The organism is Acidobacteriota bacterium (assembly GCA_016196035.1).
Taxonomy (GTDB): Bacteria; Acidobacteriota; Blastocatellia; order RBC074; family RBC074; genus JACPYM01.
In genome coordinates this window covers 1-24,592 of sequence record JACPYM010000107.1, presented here as the reverse complement: position 1 = coordinate 24,592, position 24,592 = coordinate 1, and the positions used below count along the sequence as shown (strand labels likewise).

At 56.9% G+C, this 24,592-nt stretch carries 16 protein-coding genes; 5 read left to right on the top strand and 11 right to left on the bottom strand.

From position 1 onward, the window contains the following. Positions 1–238: 238 nt before the first annotated feature. The gene (locus HY011_29870; GenBank protein MBI3427158.1) at positions 239–4,621 is read left to right on the top strand and encodes a cadherin-like domain-containing protein; all 4,383 of its coding nucleotides are present in this window, start codon (positions 239–241) and stop codon (positions 4,619–4,621) included. A gap of 30 nt (positions 4,622–4,651) precedes the next feature. On the opposite strand, the gene HY011_29865 is transcribed toward HY011_29870, so the two are convergent. Both HY011_29865 and HY011_29860 read right to left on the bottom strand, forming a co-directional pair. Further along, positions 4,652–7,135 carry a serine/threonine protein kinase gene (locus tag HY011_29865; GenBank protein MBI3427157.1) on the bottom strand — a complete coding sequence of 828 codons (2,484 nt, stop codon included), beginning with the start codon at positions 7,133–7,135 and terminating at the stop codon, positions 4,652–4,654. Between the two features lie 97 nt (positions 7,136–7,232). Further along, positions 7,233–7,391, bottom strand: coding sequence for a hypothetical protein (locus HY011_29860; GenBank protein ID MBI3427156.1), 159 nt, complete (start codon positions 7,389–7,391; stop codon positions 7,233–7,235). A gap of 54 nt (positions 7,392–7,445) precedes the next feature. On the opposite strand from HY011_29860, the gene HY011_29855 reads away from it, so the two are divergent. From HY011_29855 to HY011_29840, 4 genes are all read left to right on the top strand, one after another. Beyond that, positions 7,446–8,129, top strand: coding sequence for an ABC transporter ATP-binding protein (locus tag HY011_29855; GenBank protein ID MBI3427155.1), 684 nt, complete (start codon positions 7,446–7,448; stop codon positions 8,127–8,129). Between the two features lie 131 nt (positions 8,130–8,260). Further along, positions 8,261–10,822 carry an ABC transporter permease gene (locus HY011_29850; GenBank protein MBI3427154.1) on the top strand — a complete coding sequence of 854 codons (2,562 nt, stop codon included), beginning with the start codon at positions 8,261–8,263 and terminating at the stop codon, positions 10,820–10,822. Positions 10,823–10,832: 10 nt separating this feature from the next. Further along, positions 10,833–11,618 (top strand): outer membrane lipoprotein-sorting protein, encoded by a 786-nt coding sequence (locus HY011_29845; protein MBI3427153.1) that lies wholly within the window; start codon positions 10,833–10,835, stop codon positions 11,616–11,618. A gap of 119 nt (positions 11,619–11,737) precedes the next feature. Continuing rightward, complete coding sequence (locus HY011_29840; protein MBI3427152.1) at positions 11,738–13,039, top strand: hypothetical protein; 1,302 nt, start codon at positions 11,738–11,740, stop codon at positions 13,037–13,039. A gap of 267 nt (positions 13,040–13,306) precedes the next feature. Here HY011_29840 and HY011_29835 read toward each other — a convergent pair whose 3' ends face one another. The 9 genes from HY011_29835 to HY011_29795 form a co-directional block, all read right to left on the bottom strand. Beyond that, positions 13,307–16,153 (bottom strand): peptidase, encoded by a 2,847-nt coding sequence (locus HY011_29835; GenBank protein ID MBI3427151.1) that lies wholly within the window; start codon positions 16,151–16,153, stop codon positions 13,307–13,309. A 220-nt stretch (positions 16,154–16,373) separates the two neighbouring features. After that, positions 16,374–17,354, bottom strand: coding sequence for a hypothetical protein (locus HY011_29830; protein ID MBI3427150.1), 981 nt, complete (start codon positions 17,352–17,354; stop codon positions 16,374–16,376). A 183-nt stretch (positions 17,355–17,537) separates the two neighbouring features. Further along, entirely contained in the window at positions 17,538–18,698 is a 1,161-nt protein-coding gene (gene sucC / locus HY011_29825; protein MBI3427149.1) for an ADP-forming succinate--CoA ligase subunit beta, read from the bottom strand. Positions 18,699–18,924: 226 nt separating this feature from the next. Then, the gene (locus HY011_29820) at positions 18,925–20,088 is read right to left on the bottom strand and encodes a hypothetical protein (protein MBI3427148.1); all 1,164 of its coding nucleotides are present in this window, start codon (positions 20,086–20,088) and stop codon (positions 18,925–18,927) included. Positions 20,089–20,115: 27 nt separating this feature from the next. Continuing rightward, a complete protein-coding gene (locus HY011_29815) occupies positions 20,116–20,844 on the bottom strand; it encodes a hypothetical protein (GenBank protein ID MBI3427147.1) in 729 nt (242 codons plus the stop codon). A gap of 257 nt (positions 20,845–21,101) precedes the next feature. After that, the gene (locus HY011_29810; protein ID MBI3427146.1) at positions 21,102–21,818 is read right to left on the bottom strand and encodes a hypothetical protein; all 717 of its coding nucleotides are present in this window, start codon (positions 21,816–21,818) and stop codon (positions 21,102–21,104) included. Further along, complete coding sequence (locus tag HY011_29805) at positions 21,797–22,585, bottom strand: hypothetical protein (GenBank protein MBI3427145.1); 789 nt, start codon at positions 22,583–22,585, stop codon at positions 21,797–21,799. The genes HY011_29810 and HY011_29805 overlap by 22 nt, the downstream gene beginning before the upstream one ends. A gap of 174 nt (positions 22,586–22,759) precedes the next feature. After that, complete coding sequence (locus HY011_29800) at positions 22,760–23,428, bottom strand: hypothetical protein (GenBank protein ID MBI3427144.1); 669 nt, start codon at positions 23,426–23,428, stop codon at positions 22,760–22,762. 183 nt (positions 23,429–23,611) lie between these two features. Beyond that, positions 23,612–24,592, bottom strand: a 981-nt coding sequence (locus tag HY011_29795; protein ID MBI3427143.1) for a hypothetical protein, incomplete at its 5' end; no start/stop codon positions are given.

The following is a 24,592-nucleotide window of genomic DNA, read 5'->3' as shown; positions in this document are numbered from 1 at the left end:
AATCATCAGCATTTTTGCCGATCAGGAATCAGGAGTCAGGAATCGGGAATCAGTCTCAAGTCGCACACTCAGCGTTTCACTGACTTTGCAAAAGCCCACAGTGCAGCGCGCAACGTTGCAAAAAAAATACTCGTCAGCCTGCTCCCGTTTGCCCGCTTTTCCTGCGTTACTGAGTGCATCCCGTATTTTCCCCTTGGCGCAGCTTCCGCGCGCCACCACACATTCAGGAGGATTGAAAATGAAGTTTCGCACGTTCTCGCTGTGCCGCCTGGCCGGTCTGGTTATCGCTGCCGGTCTGGTTATCGCTGGTGGATTGTTGCTGGGGCTGAAGCCTGCTGCGTTTGAGCGTGCTGTTGCGGCGCAAGGCAACAGCGTGGCGCTGGTTTCCGCCGCCAGTTTTCGCGCCGACAGTATTGCGCCCGAAACGATTGTGGCGGCGTTTGGCAGCGGCCTGGCGACGCAAAACGCCACGGGCGGCGATACCGATCCGAATACGGCGGGCGTGCAATTGCCCACGACGCTGGCGGGCACGTCGGTGCGCGTGAACGGGCAACTGGCGGGGCTGTTTTTCGTTTCGGCGGGACAGGTCAACTTTGAAGTCCCGGCGAGCACGGCGATTGGCACGGCGACGGTTACGATCACCTCCGGCGGCGGCGCGACTTCCACCGGCACAATGGATGTGAAGTTGGTCGCGCCCGCGATCTTCAGCGCCAATGCCAATGGCGAAGGCGTCCCGGCGGCGGTGGCCTTGCGCGTGCGGGCGAATGGGCAGCAGGTGTTTGAAAACGTGGCGACCTTCAACCAGACGACCAATCGTTTTTTGGCGAATGCCTTGGATTTGGGGCCGGATGGCGAGCGCGTTTATCTGGTGCTGTTTCTGTCCGGCATCCGCCGCGCGCCCGATCCGAACGGCGACAAGAATCTGCGCGAGTTCGTGCGGGTGATCATCAACGGGTTGGAAATCGTGCCTGATTTCGCGGGCAAACAGGGCGGGCTGGTCGGGCTGGATCAGATCAACGTCGAAGTGCCGCGCAGTTTGCTGGGCAGCGCCGCGATGGATGTGACGGTGGTCGTGAATGGTTTTGGCGTCTCGAATTCGACGCGCGTCGAACTGGTTGCGCCGCCGATTACGAATCTGAATTGGCGTCCGCTGGGCTTGGCCAACCGCATCGTGCGCCAGTTCGCCACGATTGGCGGCCTGCTTTACGCCGCGACGAATCAGGGCGTCTTTTGCTCTTCGGACAATGGCGTGAATTGGATTGCCGTCAACATCGGCTTGCCGGGGAACGCTTCGATCCTGTCGCTGATTGCGAATGGGCCGGTGCTGTACGCCGGTTTGCAGGGCGGCGGCGTCTATTGCTCTACCAACGGCGGCTTGCTGTGGACGGCGATCAATGCGGGGTTGTCGGGCTTGACGCTGACGATCAACAACTTGCTGTTTTTCGGCCCGACGCTTTATGCCGCGACGAGTGGCGGCGTGTGCGTTTATACGAACAATGTCTGGCAGACGCTCAACACCGGACTGGGCACGCTCGATAGCGCGACCTTGCTGGTGTATGGCGGGCGGCTGTGTGTGGGCACGCGCGGCGGTGGCATCTTTTTGCTGAACGGTACGCAATGGGGCGCAATCAACAATGGCTTGCCCACGGGCGCGCAGGTCTTGTCATTCGCCAACGGGGGCGCGGCGGTTTATGCGGGTTTGCTGGGCGGCGGTTTGTGCGTCTCGCGCAACAATGGTGCGCTCTGGACGCTGGTGGCGGGTGGCTTGCCCGCGAACATTTCGGTCTATTGGATTTGGATTGATGGCGCGCGCATTTATCTGGCGACGAATCTGGGGCTGTACGTTTCCAACGACAGCGGTGCGAGTTGGACGTTGTTGATTAACGGGCTGACCACGCCGAACCTGTACACGATTTATGCGATTGCCTCGCGCCTGCTGGTCGGCAGCAACGGCGGCGGCGTTTTTGGTGCGCCGCTCGCCGCCAGCAGCAACAACCGCATCCCGGTGGCGTATGTGCAAAGTGTGGCGACCGACGAAGACACACCGCGCGCGATCACGCTGAGCGGGTTTGATCTAGACCTCGATCCGCTGAGCTATTTCATCCAGACCGCGCCGCAGAGTGGTTCGCTGACCGGCATTGCGCCGAATGTGACGTATGCACCGCGCTTGAATTTCAACGGCACGGATCGGTTCACGTTTGTGGTGACCGATGGGCGCGGCGGCACTAGCCCCGTGGCCGAGGTCTTTATCATCGTCAACGCGGTCAACGATCCGCCCGTCGTGGCGGTGCAGCAAAGTTACAACGTCACGGCGGGGCAAGCGCTCGCGTTTAACGTGGCTGTTAGCGATGTGGATGGCGATGCGTTGACGGTGACGACTTCGGCATTGCCGTCCGGCGCGACGTTCAATGCAAACACGCGCGCTTTCAATTGGACGCCGGCGGCGCCGGGCACCTATCCAATCACCTTTACGGCGTCGGATGGAAAGGCGAGCGCGAGCGCGACGACGACGATTACGGTCAATCCGCAAGTCATCGCCTGGCAGCCGCTGGGCACGGGCTTGAACGGCATCAATCGCATCTGGGCGTTTTATGTGAACGGCGCGGTGATTTATGCGGGCGGCGATACAGGCATTTGGCGTTCGACGAATAGCGGCGTCAATTGGTCGGCGTTTTCGACGGGTTTGGAAAACAGCCGCCTGGTGTATCGGCTGGCGTTCCTCAACAACAAACTCTTCGCCGCGACGACCGGCGGCTTGTTTATTTTGAACGAGGTCACGGGCGCGTGGACGAAAGTCACCAACGGATTGCCGGCGGCGCAATTCCTTTCGGTCGCGGGCGCGGGCCAAACCATCTTTGCCGGCACGCAAGGTCAGGGCACTTACCGCTCGACCGACGGCGGCGGCTCGTTCGCGTTGTTTAGCAACCAGGCGTTCGGCGCAACCTCACAGGCCGTGCAGTTATTCGTGGATGGCGATTACGTGCTGGCGGGCGGTTATGGCGGGTCGGGCGCGGGCCTTTACCGTTCGCTGACCAGCAGCGCGAATTGGACGTATGTGAGTAGCTTCGGCTTGGATTTCCCGGTTTCGTTCCAACGCGTGAATAACACGATCATCGCGGGCGGCAGCGGGTTGCTCTATTTCTCGACCGATGGCGGGGCGAGTTGGACGCGCTCGGCGGCGCAGTTATCAGGCTTGGGGCAAATCTATAACTTCGTCGCGGCTGAAGAAGGCGTTTACGCCGGAGGCTCTGGCGGCGGCGTAGGTTTCACCAGCAACAACGCCGCAACCTGGACTTTGATCACCGAAGGTCTGACCTCAGGGCCGTTCATCGGGCTGATCCGTGATGGCAACCGGCTGTTGCTGGGCGGCGTGAATGCTGTTTTCACACGCCCGCTGGGGACGAATGGCAATCGTCCGCCCGTCCTCACCGTGCCGGGCGCGCAAGCGGCTACGGTGGGACAGGCGCTGAATTTCAGCGTCAGCGCGACTGATCCTGACGCCGGGCAAGCCGTCACGCTGGCGGCGGCGAATCTGCCGCAGGGCGCGAGTTTTAACGCGAACACCGGCCAATTCACCTGGACGCCCGGCGCGACCGGCACGTTCACGGTGAATTTCACGGCGACCGACAATGGCGTCCCGCCACTGAGCGACACCAAGAGCGTGACGATCACCGTCGCCACTGGCGGCGGCGGTGGCGACGGCCCGTTGACGTGGACGAAAATCTCGACCGGCTTGCCCACCGGTCAGGATACCAAGTCGCTCGCGGCCAGTGGCAATACGCTGTTTGTCACCTATCAAAGCACCAACGGCGTTTACCGTTCGACCAATGGCGGCGCGAGTTGGACGCAATTCACCACGGGGCTGCCTTCGAATAATTGTTATGGGCTGGTCAGCAGCGGCAACAACGTCTTTGTCGCCGTGCAAGGCGCGAGCAGCGTCTATCGCACGACGCTGGATGGCACGAGTTGGACGGCTTCGAGCAATGGCATCCCAGCCGCGCCCGGCATCTGGTCGTTGTTTGCCAACGGCGCGACGCTTTACGCCGGGGCATTCAACGGCGCGTTGTATCGCTCGACCGACAACGGCGCGAACTGGACTTCGATCAGCACCGGTTTGCCGAGCGGAAACAATGTGATTCTCAACACGATTTGGGCGAATGGCACGACGCTGTTTGCGGGCTACATTGCCAACGGCGTCTATCGCTCCACCGATAACGGCGCCAGTTGGAGTCCGGCCAACACCGGCTTGCCCGCGGCGGCGTATATCGTGAGTTTGCAGCAGGCCGGCAATGCCTTGTTCGCCGCCGTCCTGGCCGAGGCTGCGGTCTACCGCTCCACCGACAACGGCGCGAATTGGACGCTGGTCAACAATGGTTTGCCGACGGGCACGGGCGGCTTTGTCGAATGCATGATTGCCGTGGGCAACAACGTCTATGTCGGCTTCCTGTTCAACGGCGTCTCGAGCAGTTCGAATAATGGCGCAAGCTGGGCGGCCAATCGCAATGGCTTGCCCAACCAAACAGTGGCGCTGGGCTTTGCCGTGGATGGCGCGAATCTGTATTTGAACGTGGGGGCGAACACGGGCGGTGGCGCGGGCGTGTATCGCGCCGCCTTGCCATGAGCCTGGCAGCGGTGCTTACCCAGGTTGCATTCAACGTTGCTTCCGCAAGGCACGCGCAACTTCATCCGCAAACACCTTGAGCGCCGTCCGCACTTCCTGATTCTTGCCGTCGCGGGCGGCGACAGCTTCTTTGTGGGCCAAGGCGAGGCGGTGGTGTTTGTAGGTGTTGCGCGCATCGCCCTGGGCGGCGTAACTCAGCGCGATCTCGTGTTCGACGTCGCCCAGATCGGAGCGCGCCTCGCGGTTGGCCGAGTCGTGGGCGCACAACTCCTCCATCAATTTCAAGGCGCGGAACTGCCAAAGCAGCGCCTCACCAAGCGCGCCGGTATGGCGCAACGCCGCGCCGTAATTGACCAGCGCCGCCACACGATTGCGTTTGGCGAGATAGGCTTCCACACCGGCAGTTGAGCCAGCGGTTGTTTGCTCAGCCGTCAGTGCGTCGGTCAATTCGAGCACGCGGCGTTGGTAAGGCAGCGCCGCGCGAAACTGTTGGGGCGCGCCGTCCAGCCCATCCTGCCGGATCATCTTGCCCAGCGCCTGCCAGCTTAGACAACTGCCGATGCGTTGATTGAGACGGATGAGCGTGTTGAGCACGGCGGGATTGCGCGGTTCGGCGCGGTACAACTCTTCGGCCTGGGGCAGGGCGCTCAGGTAAATATCCAGCCGGTCTTGACCGTTGGGCGACGCGCTGCGCATTGAACTGGTCGCATCACCCAGCTTGATCTGCGCATTCACCAGTTGCAGCCGGTAGCCGGGATTGGCCGGTTCAGCCGCGAGCGCCTCCTGGCTGAGCGCCAGGGCCTTTTGCTGCAAGGCCAGCGCCTCGCCCGCCTGGTTGCTGCGCGCAAGCAAATCGCCCAGGTCGTGATAGAGACGCAGCAATTCGTCGCGCGTGCGCGCTTGCCAGGCGGGTTGCCCGCGTAAGCCTTCGAGCAACGCCTGGCTCTTGCGAAAGCTTGCCAGTGCGCCCGCCGTGTCGCCGACATTGGCGTCGTAGCGGCGTCCCTGCACCGCGCCCAGCTTGGCGTAAGCCTGCGCCAGTTCAAATTGCAAACCAGCATCGTTGCTCGCCGCCTGCGACAGCTTGTCCAGATAGGCGGTTGCGTCACGCACCAGCAGCGCGCGCACGGCCGTCGAGCCGGGCAGTTCGGCAATGGCGTCGTGATATTTGAAAACGAAGTCATTGGCCAAATGGCGCACATCGTCAAAGCGTTGTTGCGCCAACGCGCGCTCGTGTTCGGCAATCCGCGCCTGCCGCACCGTCGCCGCAATACCGCCCAGCAGCGTCAACAACACCAGTAAGACCGCGCCGGTCAACGACCGGTTGCGTTGCACGAACTTACCCGCGCGATAGCGGAAGGTGTCGGGCCGCGCACGCACCGGCAAACCGTCTAGGTAGCGGCGCAGGTCTTCGCTGAACTGTTCGACCGAGGCGTAGCGGCGCGCCGGGTCTTTGCGCAAGGCCATCAGCGCGATGTTGTCGAGATCGCCACGCAGGAGGGATGAGGGATGAGGGATGAGGGATGAAAAGAGCTTTCGGCTTCCAGCTTTCATCCCTCCGCCCTCATCCCTCATCCCTTCGGCTCTGACGCTTGGTTTGAGCGGTTCCTGCTCACAGATAGCGCGGGTTAGTTCGCTGACAGTGTCGCTGGGTACTCGATACGGACTGTGGCCGCTGAGCAGTTCGTACAGGATCACGCCCAGCGCATAAACATCCGCCGCCGTCGTCACGGTTTCACCGCGCACCTGTTCGGGGCTGGCGTAGGCGGGCGTCATCAGGCCCAAATTCGTCAGCGTGGCATGGGGGTCATCCGGCGTCAGCAGTTTGGCGATGCCGAAATCGAGTAGCTTCACTTCGCCCGCCGCCGTGACCATGATGTTCGACGGTTTGAGATCGCGGTGGATGACCAGATGCTGATGTGCGTAATGCACTGCGGCACAAGCCTGACGAAAGAGCTTCAAACGGTCGGCCAAGGAAAGTTGCTGCTCGTTGCAATAGTCATCAATAAAGCGCCCCTCGATGTATTCCATCACGTAATAAGGCCGCCCCTCCGCTGTCGAACCGCCGTCGAGCAGCCGCGCAATGTTCGGATGGTTGAGGCTGGCGAGGATTTGGCGCTCGGTGCGAAAGCGGCGCAGGATGTCTTCGCTATCCATGCCGCGCCGGATGATTTTGATGGCGACCTGCTGGCGGAATTGCGCATCGTCGCGTTCGGCCAGATACACCGTGCCCATGCCGCCGCGCCCTAGTTCGCGCGATAACCGATAGCTGCCGATGGTTTGTCCGGCGGCGCTGTCATCGGTGGCTTGCTTGATTTCCGGCACAGGCGAAGCTTCCAAAAATTCTTCAGCCTGTTCATCGGCAGCTAATAACTTGGCGACCTCCGCGCCCAACACCTCGTCACCCGCCGCGATCTGGGCGAGAACCGACGTGCGTTCGCCGGGCGGCAACTCGGCCACTTGTTGAAAGATTGCTTTGACTTGTTGCCAGCGGGCGGACGTCAACGTGGGCATGGTTTGTTGTTGGTGTTATGGATCACGACGCGGCGCGATTGTAGCGGGATTGCGTGGCGCGGTACAGGCGCTCAATTGCCTTTGCCAGTGGCGGCAGCTAAGCTAAGCCCTCTTTCAGATCCCAAAATAAAACAAGCGCCGATTTTTTCCCGCGCTGATCAAATTCCGCCAGGTTTTCGCTTTTGTAGCTGATAAATGGTTTTCGCATCATTCGGGCATGAGGCGGGCATGAGGTGTCACCTTTTGCCCGTTTCATTCGTGCAGTCTTGTGAAAGATGGCTCGCAATCATGAGAGAGAGGTGAGGGCACAATGATCGAATTACGCGCGGTGTCGCGTTCGTATGGTGACGGCAAAGTCGTCAATGCGCTGCTTGAGGTGAATCTGAAAATTCCGCGTGGCGAACGTGTCGCGGTGATGGGGCCGTCGGGGTCGGGCAAGTCTACGCTGTTGAACATGGTCTGCGGTTTGGACGACCCGTCGGGCGGGCAGGTGATGGTGGATGGCGTGGACATCGCCGCGCTCAGCGATGATGCGCGCACGCGGTTGCGGCGCGAAAAGATCGGCATGATCTTTCAGACTTTCAATTTGTTGCCGACGCTGACGGCGCTGGAAAATGTCGCGTTGCCGTTGCGCTTGCAAAGCATTCCGAAACGCGAGGCGGAGCAGAAAGCCAGCGAGATGCTCAAGCGCGTAGGTTTGGCCGAACGCGCTACGCATAAACCCGACCAGATGTCGGGTGGCGAACGCCAGCGCATTGCCATCGCGCGCGCATTGATTTTCAAGCCACCGATTTTGCTGGCCGATGAGCCGACCGGGAACCTCGATTCCAAAACCGGCGAAGAGATTTTGAGCTTGTTGGATGACCTGCACCACGAGTTCAACACGACAATGTTGCTGGTGACGCACAACGAAGAGGCGGCCTGGCATTGCGACAAGATTTTGCGGCTGCGGGATGGCCGCATCGTCAAAGAGGAATTGGTAGTGCGGCGTTGAACGGTACAGCAGGCTGCCAGCCTGCTGTGGTTTGGCAATTCGGACAAATAGGGGCGATGGCCAACAGGCAATTCAGAATCCCTACAACCGAAAGTCCCAGCAGACTGGCAGCCTGCTGTACAGAACAAGTTATGCTTTCAATCCTGGCGCAGATCACTTGGCAGCAATGGCGGCAACATCGGTTGCGCACAGCGCTGACCATTCTCGGCATTGCGCTCGGCGTGGCGGTGTTTTTTGCCGTGCGCACAGCCAATCTGACCTTGCTGTCTTCGCTGACAACGACGATTGAAAAGGTGGCGGGCAAGACGACGCTGCAAATCACGGGCGGCGAAGCGGGGTTCCCCGAAGCCATTTGGGACAGCGCGCGCGATACGCCGGGTGTGAAGATTGCCGAGCCAGCCATCGAAGTCATCGCGCACACGGCGTTTGAAGACGAAGGCAACCTGCTGATTATCGGCGTGGATATGGTCGGCGACAGCGAGTTGCGCGAATACCAATTCGATCAAGAGCACAGCGAAATCGGCGACCCGCTGGTGGCGCTGGCGCAGCCCGATTCAATCTTGATCGCGCGGCCTTTTGCTGAAAAGCACAACTTGAAAGAGGGCGACAAATTGCCGCTATTCACTTCGCAGGGCAAAAAAGATTTCATCGTGCGCGGCATCTTTCAGCCGAAAGGGATGGGCGAAGTCTTTGGCGGCCAGATCGCCGTGATGGATGTCTTTAACGCGCAATTCGTCTTCGGGCGCGGCCAGAACTTCGACCGCATTGATTTGATGAATGAGCCGAACGTGACGGTCGCGGATTTGCAGCAACGCTTACGCAGCCGTTTGCCCGCTGGCTTGGACGTAGACCGCCCAACCTCGCGCGGGCAAGGGCTGGAAAATACTATTTCCGGTTTGAACATTGGGATGACGGTGACCAGCTTCATCGCCTTGCTGGTTGGCACGTTTATCATTTTCAACACCTTTAGCATCGCGGTGAATCAACGCTGGAAAGAGATCGGCATCCTGCGTGCGCTGGGCGTCGAGCGGCCCAATGTGCAGCGCATGTTTTTAGGTGAAGCAGTCGTGATGGGTTTGCTCGGTTCGGCTTGCGGGATTGGACTTGGCTTCGGGCTGGCTATCGTGGTTGAGCGCGTGATGAGCACGATTGCCGATCAAATCTTCGGGCTGGTTTCGACCGAGCAACCGCCAGTGTTTAACTTGAAGTTTGCGGCGCTGGCATTTGCGCTGGGTGTCGTGGCTTCGCTCATCGCCGCATGGTTGCCCGCGCGTGCGGCTTCGCAACTCAATCCGGCGGCGGCGTTGCACAACATCGAGACGCGGCAACGCGAGGCGGTGTTGGGCCGTGCGCGCGTGATCTTCGGTCTGGTGTTGGTCGTCACAGGCTTGCTGCTGGTGCGGTTCTCGCCCGTGCGCGCGGGCCTTTATGTGCATTTCAGTTACGCGATCTTGATCATCCTGGGGATGACGGTGCTGCTGCCGAAACTGTCGGAATGGACGGCGCGAGGCTTGCGGCCCGTGATGGACAGGCTGTTCGGATCAGAAGGTGTGCTGGCGGTGGACGCAATGATCCAAGCGCCACGGCGGACTTCGACGACGGTGGGCGCGCTGATGATCGGGCTGATGTTCGTCTTTGCGACGGGCGCGTATGTGCAGAGTTACAAACAGGTCGTAGATCGCTGGATGCGGCAATCCATCAATGCCGATTTGTTTGTGACGACGACCGAAGGCGCGCGCTCGAAGACCTGGCATTTCAACGAAGAGTTGGCTCAGAAGGTCGCGGTGTTGCCGGGCGTCAAACGATTGGAGAATGTGCGCTTCACCTTCCTGCCCTATGCCGCCGATTCGGTCGCGCTGGTCGCGCTGGAATTTGACGGCTGGTTTGCGCGCGCCACGCTGGAAATAGAAAGCGCGGATGCCCGCGCGGTGCAACGGCAAATCACCAGCGGTGAGGGCGTGATCGCGGCGCGCAATTTCATCAATCGCTACGGCTTGAAGGTCGGTGACACGATCAAATTGGCGACGCCGACCGAACCGTTTGAACGCCCGATTGTCGGCATCATTGAGGATTACTCGTCTGAAAAAGGCACGCTGTTTATGGAGCGCTCGCTTTATAAACGCTACTGGAACGACGCGGCGATTGACATCATTGACATCAACCTGCTGCCCGGCGTTGACCGCGCCGCGTTCAAGCAACAACTCACGCGCGCCATCAAAGGTGAGCAACGCGCCTTTATTTACACGCAAGAAGAATGGCGCGCGAACATCATGAAATTGCTCGACGGCTTTTTTGTGATGACTTATATGCAAATGCTGGTGGCGATCTTTACGGCGGCGGTCGGCATCGTCAATGCGCTGGTCATCTCGACCGCCGAACGCAAACGCGAACTCGGCGTGTTGCGTGCGCTGGGCGGTGAGCGCCGTCAGATTCGCAAACTGATTTTGCTGGAAGCCGTGGTCATCGCCCTGATTGGGTTAGTGACGGGCGTGCTGGCCGGAATGTGCAATACCTATTTTCTGGTGCGCACGGCGTCGGCCATGATCGGCGGGTATGTCATTCCGTTCATCGTGCCGCTGCGGTTGATCTTGCTGTCATTGCCGATCATCGTCTTGATTGCCTTGCTCGCGGCGTGGTGGCCGGCGCGGCGCACGATGCAATTGAAAGTGATCGAAGCGATTGGTTGCGAATAGGAGAAGCTGAATGTTGAGACTGAATACATCCTTGCCCCTTGCCCTTTGCCTTTTGTCGGTTGCCCTTGGGGCGGCGCAAGCCCAGGACGCCCGCAAGATCATTGACGCGGTTTACCGGCAGGACAACAGCCGCGACAGTTATTGGCGTGCGCGCCTCGATGTTTACGACAAGAAAGGCACGCTGCGCAGCAAGAAGTTCTCGTTGCGCAAACTCGGCACGCTCGGCAACAGCAAGACGCTGGCCCGCTTCACCGATCCGGCAGAAGTGCGGGGCGTTGGGTTACTGACTTACAACCAAACTGGCATTGGCGACCGGCAATGGCTTTACACGCCAGCGATTCAGCGCACGCGCCGCATTGCGCCGCAAGAGCGTGCGCGCAAATTCCTCGGTACCGATTTCACCAACGAAGACATGGCCGAGCGTGTGCTTGACGATTACAGCTACAAAATCATCGGCCAGGGCGAAGTGATTGAGGGCCGCAAGTGTTACAAGATCGAGGCGCGCCCAGTCGCCGAAGATCGCTCGCAATACAGCTATGTGTATATGTGGGTGCCGGTGGATGTGCCCTACACTGTACTCGTCGAAATGTACGACAAGGCTGGGCAGCGCGTGCGCATTCTGAAAGCCAGTCAACTGGAAAAGATCAGCGGCATCTGGGTCGCCAAGCAGGTCGAAGTCAGCACGCCCGCCGACGGCACGCGCTCCGTGATGGTGATGGAAGAGATCAAATTCAACAGCGGGTTGAAAGAAGACATGTTCACGCAACAGGCGCTGGAGAAGGCGGACGTGTTTTGATGCGGATGCTTTTCAAGGCAAAAGGCAAAAGGCAAAAGGCAAAAATCAAAAGGGCGGCGCTTTCTTTTCTAAACAACACAGTTCCGCACTTTTGCCTTTTGCCTTTTGCCTTTTGCTTTTTGCTTTTTCCAGCCTTTGCGCAAGAACCCACACCGACGCCTGAGCCAACGCCCAAACCTTCCAACTGGATTTGGTCACTGACCATCCGCAATCGCACGGGCTTCAAGCTGAATGCGCCGCATCAACTGCAAATGTCGCGCACGCAGTTGGACGCGAAAGGCGTGTACAAAATCGGCGATGACTGGCGGCTGACGTTGGAAACGCACGCGCATTACGATCCGGTCAAGCGGCTGGGCTATCCAAACAAATTATGGCTCGACCCGCGCCAAGTCGTTGTCGAAGGCAAGGCCGGGAAGGTTGATCTCAAGCTCGGTTTGCAACAAGTCGTCTGGGGACAGGCTGACGGTTTGCGTGTGCTGGATGTCATCAACCCGCTCGATTATCGCGAGTTCATTCTGGAAGACTTTCTGGATTCGCGCCGTCCGTTGTGGTTGGCGCGTGCGGATGTGCCGGTCGAAAAAGGCTCATTGCAATTGCTCTGGGTGCCTTACTTCGCGCCGGGCCGATTGTCGGTCGAAGGCGACGAATTCGGCGCGGGCCAGAGTTTCGGCCTGGGCTTGATCAAAGCGGCTTTGCAAGATTCGCCGCTCGCCCAATTGCCGCTACGGGCGGAAAAGAGTGCGCGGCCAGCCTATCAATTGCGTTCCTCGCAATTCGGCGCGCGGTTCAGTCGGGCAATCAAAAGCTGGGACTGGACAGCCAATTACTTTTACGGCTGGGAAGATGTGCCGACCAATTACGTCGGCGGTTTTGAGCAGAAACCTGGCGAGCCTTTGCCAACGGTCATTTTCAAACCGCGTTACGACCGCAAAGAAGTGTTCGGCCTGACGGGCGCAAACAACTTTGGCCCGGTGGTGTTGCGCTTGGAAGCGGGTTGGAATCGCAACCGCGCGGTCGCGGTCAATGACCAGCCGCTGCGTGATGGTTTCGGCAAGGTCGGGCAATTTTCCAGCGTGGTCGGCGTTGATTATTCGCCGCGTGAATGGGTGTGGTTGAGCGGGCAATACTTTTTTTCGTTCGTTTCCGCGCCCCAGCAACGACTGCTCTTTCCGCGCTACAACCATCTGGCGTCGTTTTTCGTGCGCACCAACTTCTTCCACGAAAAGTTCAAACCGGAGTTGTTTGTGCTGACGGGCTTGAATCAGCGGCAATATCTGATTCGTCCGCGCTTCACGCGCAGCTTTGGCGATCATTGGAGCGTGGGGTTGGGCGCGGATTTTTTCGGCGGCAGACAAACGAACATCTTCGGTTTTTTCAGCACGCGGGATCGCGCGGTGTTGGAAGTGAAATGGCAGAAGTGAAAACACAGCTTTTGGAGTGCAACGCCTTGTGAGACTGCTGGCGAATTCAAATGCTGTTCCGGCAGGCCAGTGTTGAGAGTTCCGCCTTGAGGCGGTCAGCGCGCCAGCGGCGCGTCAGTTCTGGCGCTGCGCGCCTCACCGCCTCAAGGCGGAACTCTCAACACCTGCCCCGGCAAGCTTACCTCTGCCGGAGCTTGCCGCTTTGAATTCGCCAGCAGTCTCACAAGGCGTCGCACTCCAAATTGGCACGGCCTTGCTGTCAACGCTTTACCACTTCACCGTCTCGGCCTTCCCGTAATAAATCCCATTGAACAGGAATTTGAACGTTCCATGCGGTTGGCCGCGGAACGCGATTTCGGGGCCGAAAAGAAATAAGTGGCCCTTGCCGAGCGGAGCCTCGACGACGGCGACGCCGTCTTGCAAATACTTTTGGCCCCAGGCCCAGCCGCTGCGCAGCGGTTTGTCGTTGGCGAACCAAGCGACCGGTTTGACGCCTTGCAACGCGGCTTCGGGTTTGAGGCGGAAGACCGGGCTGTTGTCGAAATAGACATCCACTTTTGACGGCATGCCATAGGCCAGTGGATTCGACGTATCAAGGCTGGCTTGCAAGAGCGAGCCGGGCACGTAAAACTTCTCGCGGCTCAAGGGGCGTTCGCTGCCGTCGGATGATTTTTCCATCAGCGCGTTGGCCAGCGGCAGGCCTGCGTGATAACCCATTGAGGTGGAAGTGCCGATGGCGAGCAACGCGCCGCCCGCTTCGACGAAGGCTTTGAGTTGCGGAATCGTCTTGTTGGCAGTGACGCTGCCGAGCCAGCCACGAAACTCTTCGGGAATGCTGTCAGCTCGGCCACTCGGTCCGCCACCGCCCGGTTCGACATCCCCACCGAATCCACCGCCGCCGCCACCACGTCCGGCGCCGCCACCTTGGCCGGGAATCGCGCCGGTGACGAAGATCAGCACATCGAATTTGCTGGCGAGGTCGCCCGCATCCAGCGTTTGCGGATAGACGACGGTGAAGGGAATCTGGAACTGCTCCAACAACCAGCGCGTCCAGCCCGACGGCATCAATCCGCCGTAACGATCAAACAACCCGATGCGCGGTTGTTTCAGTTTGAATAACTCGCCCGCAGGCTTGGCAGTTGTGGTCTCAAAGTTCAAACCGAGTTCGGTCGCCAGCGCTTGCAGCTTGGCCTGTGTGCCAGCTTTGGCCGGGATGTAAAGCGTGCCAGCGGGGTGATTGCCTTGCGCCTGTTTCAGCCAGTAAACCTCTTCGCCGCTGCCCAGCAGTTTGGCGGTGGCGATGAACGAATCGTTGACCTCGTGGCTGGTGTAAAAGCCGACTGCCGTTGCCACGCCCGTCACTTTACCCGGCGCGGGTTTGAGCATGCCTGTGACTTTCTCAAACGGGCCGTCAAAGGCTTCGAGTACACGGTCAAATTTGACGCCCATCTGATAGGCCAGCGTCCAGCCCGCGCTATCATACGGCGGCAGCGGCGGCCCGCCAGGGTAGGCGAAATCGTTCGGATGATCTTGCGGCTCGAACATATCCAACACGTGCGGACGGAAAGCCTGCGCGCTTTTCACGACGATGGAACCTGCCGGATAGCTCTTGCTGCCGAGCGTGAAGCCGGCTGTTGCGCGATGAATCGTCACGCCGGTTTTGATCAGCGCGTTGACGAATTTGAGGGCGGTCGGGAAGTCAGCCTGATCCGCCGGGATGATGAAGCCGCGTGGGTCACGTTTGTCCGGCGTGCGCATAGCGTCGAAATACTTCTTGTTGGCTGGGCGCTCAAAGCCGATGGCGCGCTCGAAGCGCGGCGTGTCAGCGGCTTGCCCACCTTGATCGTTGGCGCGCTCTTTGGCGGCGTCTCTGGCAAGAGAGGCTTGGGCCTCGGCCACTTCGGTCGGCGTGATTGTCCAATGATCCTGGCTGCCGCGTTCGATGGAATTTTTGCCCATCTGATACGCGCGATAGAGCAGCGTGTCGCGGTAACGCGCGGCCACGTCGAGCACGGCGCGGTTGGCCGTCAGTGAGTATTCGATGGATTGGCGGAAATGCCATTTTTGCGGCGTGATGGGATAGGGCAGATCGGCTTTGGGCAACTGCTTGCTGATGACAAAGGGGATTTCCATCGGCGTCGGATTGCCGATGGTTTCGGTCAGTAGCCCGATCATGTTGTGAAAGTAAACCGTCGTGCGCAATCCGCCATTCCACCACGTCGAATAGCTGGAGCCGGAACGCACCGTCACCCCGGGTTTATTTTCGGCCAGGAAGCGCGATTGCATCGCGGCGCCGACCAGATCAATGCCAATCGGGATGAGCGGATCGAAGTTGAAGTTGAACGGGTCGCGAAATGGCGGCGCAAACATCACGGTCCCCACGGGGCCGGTTTGGTGATGGTTATAAACGATCTGCGGAAACCATTCGTGGAAGAAGATGCGGTTGATGTTTTCCGATTCGGGTTGCGCCGACATATAAAAGTCACGGTTGTTATCGTGGCCGATATATTTTTGATAAAGACGCGGAATGCCGCCCGTGCTGCGTTTCAGCGGATCGCTCTCGCGCATGTACCAGTCCGAGACCAACTCCATGCCATCAGGATTGACCAGACAACCCAGCGCGATGTCGTCATTCAGGAAGCGCAAGGTCTCTTCGTCGTTGCCGCTGACCAGCATCCAGATGGTTTCAATCAGTTGCTGCGCGCCTAAAACTTCGGTCGCGTGCAAGCCGCCGTCAATCCACACGATGGCTTTGCCTTCTTTGGCGAGTTGGTTGGCTTCGGCGTCGCTCAACCCTTCGGCGAGCGTGAGGCGTTTGGAAATGTCGCGGTACTTATTCAGGTTTTTGTGATTCTCAGGCGAGGTGATGATCGCCAGATACATCGTGCGGCCCTCGGCGGATTTGCCCATCTCGACGAGCTTCAGCCGGTTGGATTCAGCCGCGAGTTTTTTCAGATAGGCTTCGTATTGCGTGTAGTTGGCGAGTTGGTAATCGTCGCCGATGTTGAAGCCGAAATGTTCTTTGGGCGAAGTCAGCTTGGTCTGCGCCAGGGCGCCGATACTGAAGGCCAGTAAGAAGGACAGCAAACACAGACCCCGTCGGTTGATGCGCATTGGGTGATCCTTTCGATGGTTATGCGGTTGTGGTGGTTACGAAATGTGTGACGCTTGCTGAGACGAATGATAAGGGCTGCTGGTTACAAGGGCAAAGGCAATAAGAAATGTGCCGCAGGCTGCCAGCCTGCGGTAGCCTCCAATTAAAAAGTCATCGTTATCTGTTGTTGCAGTTAATCGAGACGCAACAGGCTAGCAGCCTGCTGCACAGTGTCGGCACCTACTTCGCCATCGTCTGCGCCAGCGAATCCGAAGCTTTCTGGCGCGGCATGCTGATGAGCGCTTGCACGCGCTGGCCGGTGCGCGAAACTTTCAGGTGATTGATCATCAACATCGCCGCCGGTTCATCGGCTTTTTTGATGCGCGCGTAAAGCAGCGCCGCATTGGCCAGGTTGACGATATTGGCGGCGGCCTGTTCGTTGGCGGTAAAACCCACGACGCTCAGTTCGGCGCGCTCATCCACGCTCAAGATCATGCTCAGTGAAGTAATCTCGTGCAGCGGCCCCAGCGCGCGGCTTTCGCTGACGGCATCCAGAATCGCCAACGCCGCCTTGTCAATTTCTGGTAGCCCCGAAGGAATAATCAGTTTGTAATTGGCCAGCGTGCCGTCCGCGCGAATCGTGCCCGTGACGCCCACGCGCAGCTTGCCTTCCGGCAACACGAGTTTGCCTTCCTGCTTGGCATCGTACAGGCGCTGCACCTGGGCTTTGATCGGCGAAGTGTTGATCTTGCCAAAGCCGCCGGGATATTCCGACTTCGGCGTGGGCGAGGGTGTGGGCGTGGCGCTGGCCTGGGCAATGGTTTGCGCTTTGGCTTCGGCCTCGCGTTTTGCCGCAAGCTCAGCTTCCTTGGCGGCCTCTTTGGCCTCTTCTTCCTGACGCCGGCGGGCGGCGGCTTCGCGTTGCGCGGCGAGCGCTTGGCGGCGCGCTTCCAGGCGTTTGATCTCTTCAGGCGTGAGTTGTTTTTTGGATGGACGGAAGCCGCTGTACCCCGGCGGATAGCTGAGCCGTTTGGTAAAGGTCACCAGGATGCGCTTATCAAAATCCTGCTCGACGAATTCGATGCCGTGCAGGCTGTAAACCAGCCGGAAGAGCGGCAGATATTTGACGGCCAGCGTGCCGATGAAATGCAGGAACAGGGAAAAGCACAACGTAGCCAGGAGCGCGCGTTTACGACTGGGATGTTGAATTAAAGTAATCATCTTGCCCTGAAATACGCGGCCTAAGCTGCCAGCGGGTGCAAGCAAGTTCGTTGTTCTTGCTCTGGGTGATGATTATAAATGTACAAGAGCGCAGCGCAAGGCAGGGGCTTCAGAAAGCAAAAAGGATGAACCGGCGTTCTTCCGGTTCATCCTCTTAACGTAAACGATTGCTGTGTTGCTAGTTCAATTGCCTGCGGCGGCCACAGCCTTCTGTGCCGCATCCTGCATGCCTTTGGCGACCAGAAAATTCATCCCGGATTCCTGCAACACGCGCTGGCCCTCTTCGACATTGGTGCCTTCTAGCCGGACAACGATGGGCACTTGCACGCCCAAGTTGCGCGCCGCCTCGACCACACCGCGCGCGACCATGTCGCAACGCACAATGCCGCCAAAGATGTTGACCAACACCGCCTTGACCGCCGGATCGGCCAGCAGAATGCGAAATGCATTCTCGACGCGTTCCTGCGAAGCGCCGCCGCCCACGTCCAGGAAGTTGGCCGGTTCGCCGCCCGCCAGCTTGATGATGTCCATCGTCGCCATCGCCAAACCCGCGCCATTGACCATACAGGCAATGTTGCCGTCCAGCTTGATGTAGTTGAGATCGTGTTTCGACGCTTCGATTTCGAGCGGTGCCTCTTCGTTCAAATCGCGCAACGCCTCGAATTCCTTGTGGCGATAGAGCGCGTTGTCGTCGAAATTGACCTTGGCATCCAGCGCATAAAGCTCGCCTTCTTCGGTCAACAGGAAGGGATTGATTTCAAGCAACGAAGCATCCAGCGCAACATAGGCGTTGTACAGATTCAGCATGAACCGCGCCGCCTTGCCGATCAGTTTGGGCGCGAGGCCGAGGCCAATCGCCAGCCGCCGCGCCTGAAAGGCCTGCATCCCGACCGCCGGATCAATGTATTCCTTCAGGATTTTTTCAGGCGTGTGCGCCGCGACCTCTTCGATGTCCATCCCGCCCGCCGACGAAGCCATGAACACCAGCTTCGACGTCGCGCGATCCAGCAACATGCCCAGATAAAATTCCTGCTTGATCCGCAGCCCTTCCTCAATCAACAACGTATGCACGATGCGGCCTTCGGGGCCGGTCTGATGCGTGACCAGATTCATCCCCAGGATTTGCCCGGCGATGGTTTTGACGTCTTCCATCGTGCGCGCCAGCTTGACGCCGCCGCCCTTGCCGCGTCCGCCCGCGTGAATCTGGGCTTTGACGACGACCGGCAGACCGAGTTGTTGCGCGGCGGCCTCGGCCTCTTCCACCGTTTTAGCGACCGCGCTGCGCGGAACTTTGACATCGAAACGGCTCAGCAAGGCTTTGCCTTGGTACTCGTGAATCTTCATGTGTGCCTCTTGATTGCGGTTGAAATAGGAGTGTGAAACGAAGCGGGAGTGTAAAAGCCAAGGTTTGAAAAGGCAAGAAGCGGGCAATGCAATGGAGAGATGGAAAAGTAGACACGAAGCGTGAAAGACTTTTCGCTCTGTGGCCCAGTTTCTCCCCTTTTCTAGGACTCATGTGTGGGGTGTTAGTTTGTGAACTGAAATATCGTGGAATGTTCAGCAGTGTGACTCAATGTCTTCGTGCGTTGCCTTTAAATAGTTGCCCCTCGGAAAGTATGAGCATTTGATCAGCGCCAACAAAGGATATGGCATCAACACTGTCATTAACCAATGACCAGATTTTGCCGCCGTCTTTGGTGTGATAGAGCGCGTATTCAACCCACCACCAGCCGCTTTGCGAATCCACAAAATGAACTCTTTGACCTGAGGTGGCTTGATAAAATTTCGGCCAGCCAGTCACTGAATGAGGTATAACGCACCAACTTTTGCCACTGTCTTCACTTTTGGCAAGTTGCCCGTTCTTAAAAGCTATCCAACCGTGCGTTTTTCCTGCGAAGCTAAGACTCGTTGGCCCTAATTGATCAGCTAGATTCCCATAAGGGAGTGTCAGTGGGTCAATTGTCTGTTCGCAAGTTGGCAGGTCAAACTCTACATACTTCCAAAGAGACAGGTCATAAGACAGGAGCCCTCTAATCGCTATGGCCCAGGCTCGGGAGTTATCCAAAATAAAAATTTCTGTTATCGAATCGTAATCAGCATCTTCCACCCCCATTCTGCGCCAAGATTTTCCAGCATTCTCAGTAGCATAAAATAGAGGTTTGACGCCATGTTTTCCGTCAGGTGAAGATAGGTTGTTTGTTAAGGGTTCATCAAGGAATTCTTTGTCAACTGTGTGCCCCGATATAAAGCCGTGCTTTCCGTCAGGAAAGAACTTCAGATCGAAAAAACTGTCAGTGGCGTCTGTGTCCGGCAAAATAACTTTCGCCCAGTTATTACCAGCGTTCTCTGTTTTATAAAAGCCAGTTGTCGTATGCAGCCAGCCCTCATCAGGATTAACCAACTGACATCCAAGCAAAGAATCCTTTGCGGCAGAGGTGAAAATTAGTGTCCAACTCACCCCGCCGTTTTGCGTGAGCCATAATTTACGATTATCTGCCAGCCAACCATGCATCCCCTCCACAAAAGATAGTTTCACTTTACTGATTGGCTCCAGCCCTTCAGGCACCCTGCCTATCTGCTGAAATTCAGTAACAAGGGATTTGTTGCCAGCTCTGCCCTGAATGTGGCCATTGATCTTGTCTGATGCCTTTGAGTTTGTCAGAGAGACAATTTTACATGAAACTGTCAAAGCTAGAATCACTAAGCTAGACAGCGAGAACTCAATTATTTTCATAACCAGACACCTTGGTGGTTGGGATTGTTAAGGGATGAAATCATGATCCCCAATACGCGTGCCGGAAGGCGCGCGCAAAAAGAAGTTTCCGCCTCGACTAAATGGCGGTTGGAAGACACCTAGCCAGCCGCTGACTGTGTTGCTGCGATAAAATAGCGATTGCTGCCCATCGCTATACACGCTTGAAAAGATAGCTGTCACCCCTTTTAAGTAGGCGCAATCAACGCTATCCGCCGATGATGTAAGAGCGGTGCCCAAGTTTCTACGCCCGCGCTCCCAGTCACGGTCACCACCAAATCGGCCAGAATTTCTCAGATAGGCTTCCCAGGTCGGCCACTCACGGCTGTGTTGTCGTTCATTGCTTTGCATTGCCGCAAAGGAGTTATGGATTGCAGTGGCAAAAGCTGCTGCCTCCATCATTAGTGTCTGGAAATTGATTACATCTCCCGTGCGATAGGCTGCTGAAGCAGCGCGTGCTGGGTCCCCTTCCGTTCCTAAGTTTACTCTTGCTGCGTTGGTAAATTCTCTGTGATCTCCATTCGCATATTGGAATGCTGTGTGCTCATGCATAGCCGTAACAACACCAGCGTATATATTGGGATCGGTTGGAGCCTGCGCATCACACGGCTGCTTCTGCTGTTCACCACCTTGCTGCCCGCCAATTGGTCGCCCCGTTCCTTGCCCTCGCAGCCAACTGGACATCCCCAAAGAGGCAAGTTCGTAGTTTGCCCCAGTGAAACTTGGCAGCCCTCCCATCCGCATCTCTGGATGATTACTGGTGTACGCTCCGCCAGTCCCCCAATTTGGTGGATTCGCTCCACCAGCTAGCCAGCCAGAGCCATCAGCGTAGGCCCTGAAAAACTCCCAACGACCGTTTTGCCAACGCGTCGTTTGCGTCGGTGCTACCACCGCCGCGCCCAACGGATCGAACTCGGTCTTGGTTAGCGTATTGCCGCTGTTGTTGACTTCAGTGCTTACCTACAAAGCTGCGTATTCAGGTAGTCTCCTGAAACTTAGAGTTTGCAGTCCGCAAGCTTACGACTTCTCTCAACCTTGAAAGGCATCGGTGTAGAGGTAAGGCTACCTGACCACAAAATGCCGCTTTCCTTCCAACGATTACGCAAGTTTTCAGCAACAGTTTGGGTGTATGGAAATGTAGAGACGCTAATCTGTAGCATGTATTCACCTGTGCCTAGCGCATCATCAGAATTTTCGCCATCCTGCTTTTTCAAGAAAAGAACCCCACCTGTGCTAGCTCTTGTCTCAAAAGTAGCCCCAGGCGGCAAAATAACAAAGTGTTTGTCAGGAACGGTGCCATCGGCAATCTCAGGAGTTTTCTCCGTACCTGCCATAAGGGATAAGTCTAATATGTAAGGCCGCTTCATCGTGCCTTGGGCGCTGAGGCTAACCACCTCTCGATACACTTCGCTATTCCCTTTGTAGAGAATAACAGGTTGCTGGCTAATATTTTTGTAGCGTAGCCGTAGGCTCATTTTCAGGGTGTTATATCCACCTTCCCTGTTCTTACAGTAACGTTGATTGACGATGTCTGTTGTGAGCTCTAATAATGCCTGCGGATGCTCATTTTGTTCATCACCAGATGTTTTCCACATCTCATTATAGGTATAGGGCGGTGTCAGTGAAATGAATGTGACCAACACAGATAACAGCATCGTTATTGCATTAAGTGATAAAACCATCGCGCCTCCTATTGCTTCTTTGGAAAACATGCATCCTGCACTTGTTGTGTGTAACCACGGTTTAACTTCGAGTCCCCAGCATCGGAGCCGAATATCCCAACCAAGTGTCCTAGCTCATGCAGCAAGAGCAATGCTCCGAATTGCGCGCCGCGCAAACCTGTTCCAAAGTCAAATGTGTGACTCTTTACACCGCTTGATCCACGTACAAGTACGGAAGTGTTACGAAATGGACCGTAGTTATTAATGTAAACAGCCGGTGGGTTCGTATTCCGATAGGTCGCAGCACCTACTGCGCTGACAGCACCAGTGTTTGGATCTTGTGTTGCTTGGCTAAGGTCTTGATAGCTATATCTAGCGCCATAAAGTGCCCCTAATGCAGCATCTTTTCCGCCAAATAATTTTGCGCAATCATCGCTGTTTAGGCGAGATGTTGCTTCGGCGATGGCATTGTTGAAATCCTTTATTTTCCCTTTATCAGTTGTCCCGCGAATTGTTGGCACTTCTTGCCGCCCGCCACCTTGCAACCCAAACCCAAATGCACCAGGCACCCACTCCACCACCGGCCCCCAATTCCCGCTTCCACGCGACTCGCCACCCGCCAGCTGTAGCACCCCTTTGCCATAGACCAGCGTTACTTGCGCATAGCCCAGCAATCCCAGCGGCAGGAAGATGGGCTGATCCGGTTGTTGATTGGGCCGGTTCGGTTTGCCATCCTGCGGGCGTTTCTTCGCCAGGGCGCGGCGTAAGTCGGCGACCGCTTGCGGTTCGGCTGCGTCAGCGTGCAGCAGCCCCAGCACCAGATCACAGGTTGTTTCAAAGCCGTCCAGATAGCAGCCCGAACCGAGCGCCTGACCGCTGGAGTTCAGTGCTATTTCTTCCCGTTGCTTGAGTTCGAAGCTATTCTTCTACCACTGTGAGGCGTTACGTCAGATTGCGGCGCAAATCGTCTCGCGATCAACAGAATGAGACTGTTAATACAAGTTCACTTTGAACTCTTCTGACAACAAGTTTATTATCTTCTCCATTTTCTTAACGTCTTGCTCTTCATAATAGTGAAGTCCCGCGTACAAATACGCCCTATACAAAGCTGGCGTTTTTATCTCAACTACTGCAGCGAGGCCATCCTTAATTCCCAATCTCTCGGGAAGCGGGTCAGGTTCACCTGGAAGTGTGTAAGCACCCAATGCCTCTATTTCGCTTAACAACTTATCCCAGCCATTTCGTGGTGAGGGCAATCGGCGAGGAGCAGGAGAAGAGGTTGCCGAATTACTAGCGGGAATGTACGTTGCAGACCATTCGTTTGCTTGGCCTTTAAGTATCAGCCCGGTAAAACCGTTATAAGAAAAGCCAACCCAAAAGCGAATTTCTTTTGATTCTTCAATCATTTTCACATCTTTAAGTGTCTCAATCCCTAATTTCTTAAGATGCTTATTAACTGATGGCAAGAAGATGTTTCCAATGTTCCAATTTTCTTGCCCTGTAGTTACTGCTTGAGCGACCGAAGCCATTGGCCAGGTGTTTTTGTTAGGACTCTTTTTGTTAAGTGAGCAAGATTGGAAAACTAGCGAAAACGCAGTAACCTCCAGACACAATACGAATGTCACCACGAAGCCATTTTGAATTGAACCCTTTGCAGTCATAAGTATTCCCTGAAAAGCCTGGTGTTATTTGGTTAACCAAACGCCCTGTCATTGTATGTGAAGGCACCAAACCCCAAGCAAGATAATTTCGGTGGAGAGACGGTGCTCCCCTGGTCAAAGTGATAGCCTGAAGCCCTCGCCACTAGATCAGCGCGCGGTGCAAGTGAGAGTCGTCGCTGCTTGTTACCTGAGCGGTAGGCAAGTGTTCAGTAATTTGTCACTCGGGGCCTCTCCAGACTTTCCGGTGTAAAGACCCCATTTATTAACACCCTGGACTACAATTCCCAATTGCCGCCCGCTAGCTCTCAAAGAAAAGGTATCGAGGTCAGAAGCCTCAGCACCCGTAGGGTGGGTGTGAAAATCGATAATTCGAGATAGATGGGGCATGTTACTCGCGTATAATTTCCAGTTATACCCTTCCTCCCAATATTTGGTGTTAGGTGCATATGTTGTGTTGTTACCTTTCAACGTTATCCCTTTGTATGGCGAAAGATAAGCGTATGCTTGCTTTTTGTTGCTATCCCAAACCAGCCACCCCCCAAATTCTGCATTTTCTTTCTTAGTATTCTCCCAAGCCTTTACCATGGCAGCTTGCATGTCTTCATCTTGAAGTATCGCGGTTGCCGTAATGCATGGATCGGGACGCCTTAGGGAGGCAGGTGGTGTGCCGCCTTGCTGCCCGCCACCTTTTTGCCCACCGCCTTGCAACCCAAACCCAAAGGTACCAGGCACCCACTCCACCACCGGCCCCCAATTCCCGCTTCCACGCGACTCGCCGCCGGTAATATTCAGAATCCCTTCACCATAGACATCGCGGATTGTCAGATAGCCTGCCGACCCAAGCGGTATGAACAGCGGTTGATCCGGTTGCCGATTGGCCAGCAGCCGCTTGAGGTCTTGCGGACGCCGCTTCGCCAAGGCGCGGGCATCAGCCACCGCTTGTGGTTCGACCGCGTCCGCCGTAATTAGGCTCATCACCGAATCACAGGTTGTTTCAAAGCCGTCCAGATAACAGCCTGAGCCAAGGGCCTGATTGCTCGCGCCGAATTTATTGAAGACCAGTTCGGCGTCATTGATGTTGTCATTCGTCAAATCCTGCACTTCCGCCGCCGCGCCCAACGGATCGAACTCGGTCTTGGTCAGTGTGTTCCCGCTGCTGTTCAC

Excerpts from the sequence above, each read along its gene's own strand:
- HY011_29870 (MBI3427158.1), top strand. The coding sequence starts at position 239 with ATGAAGTTTCGCACGTTCTCGCTGTGCCGCCTGGCCGGTCTGGTTATC.
- HY011_29865 (MBI3427157.1), bottom strand. The coding sequence starts at position 7,135 with ATGCCCACGTTGACGTCCGCCCGCTGGCAACAAGTCAAAGCAATCTTT.
- HY011_29860 (MBI3427156.1), bottom strand. The coding sequence starts at position 7,391 with ATGAAACGGGCAAAAGGTGACACCTCATGCCCGCCTCATGCCCGAATG.
- HY011_29855 (MBI3427155.1), top strand. The coding sequence starts at position 7,446 with ATGATCGAATTACGCGCGGTGTCGCGTTCGTATGGTGACGGCAAAGTC.
- HY011_29850 (MBI3427154.1), top strand. The coding sequence starts at position 8,261 with ATGCTTTCAATCCTGGCGCAGATCACTTGGCAGCAATGGCGGCAACAT.
- HY011_29845 (MBI3427153.1), top strand. The coding sequence starts at position 10,833 with ATGTTGAGACTGAATACATCCTTGCCCCTTGCCCTTTGCCTTTTGTCG.
- HY011_29835 (MBI3427151.1), bottom strand. The coding sequence starts at position 16,153 with ATGCGCATCAACCGACGGGGTCTGTGTTTGCTGTCCTTCTTACTGGCC.
- HY011_29830 (MBI3427150.1), bottom strand. The coding sequence starts at position 17,354 with ATGATTACTTTAATTCAACATCCCAGTCGTAAACGCGCGCTCCTGGCT.
- sucC (MBI3427149.1), bottom strand. The coding sequence starts at position 18,698 with ATGAAGATTCACGAGTACCAAGGCAAAGCCTTGCTGAGCCGTTTCGAT.
- HY011_29820 (MBI3427148.1), bottom strand. The coding sequence starts at position 20,088 with ATGAAAATAATTGAGTTCTCGCTGTCTAGCTTAGTGATTCTAGCTTTG.
- HY011_29815 (MBI3427147.1), bottom strand. The coding sequence starts at position 20,844 with ATGGGAGGGCTGCCAAGTTTCACTGGGGCAAACTACGAACTTGCCTCT.
- HY011_29810 (MBI3427146.1), bottom strand. The coding sequence starts at position 21,818 with ATGTTTTCCAAAGAAGCAATAGGAGGCGCGATGGTTTTATCACTTAAT.
- HY011_29800 (MBI3427144.1), bottom strand. The coding sequence starts at position 23,428 with ATGACTGCAAAGGGTTCAATTCAAAATGGCTTCGTGGTGACATTCGTA.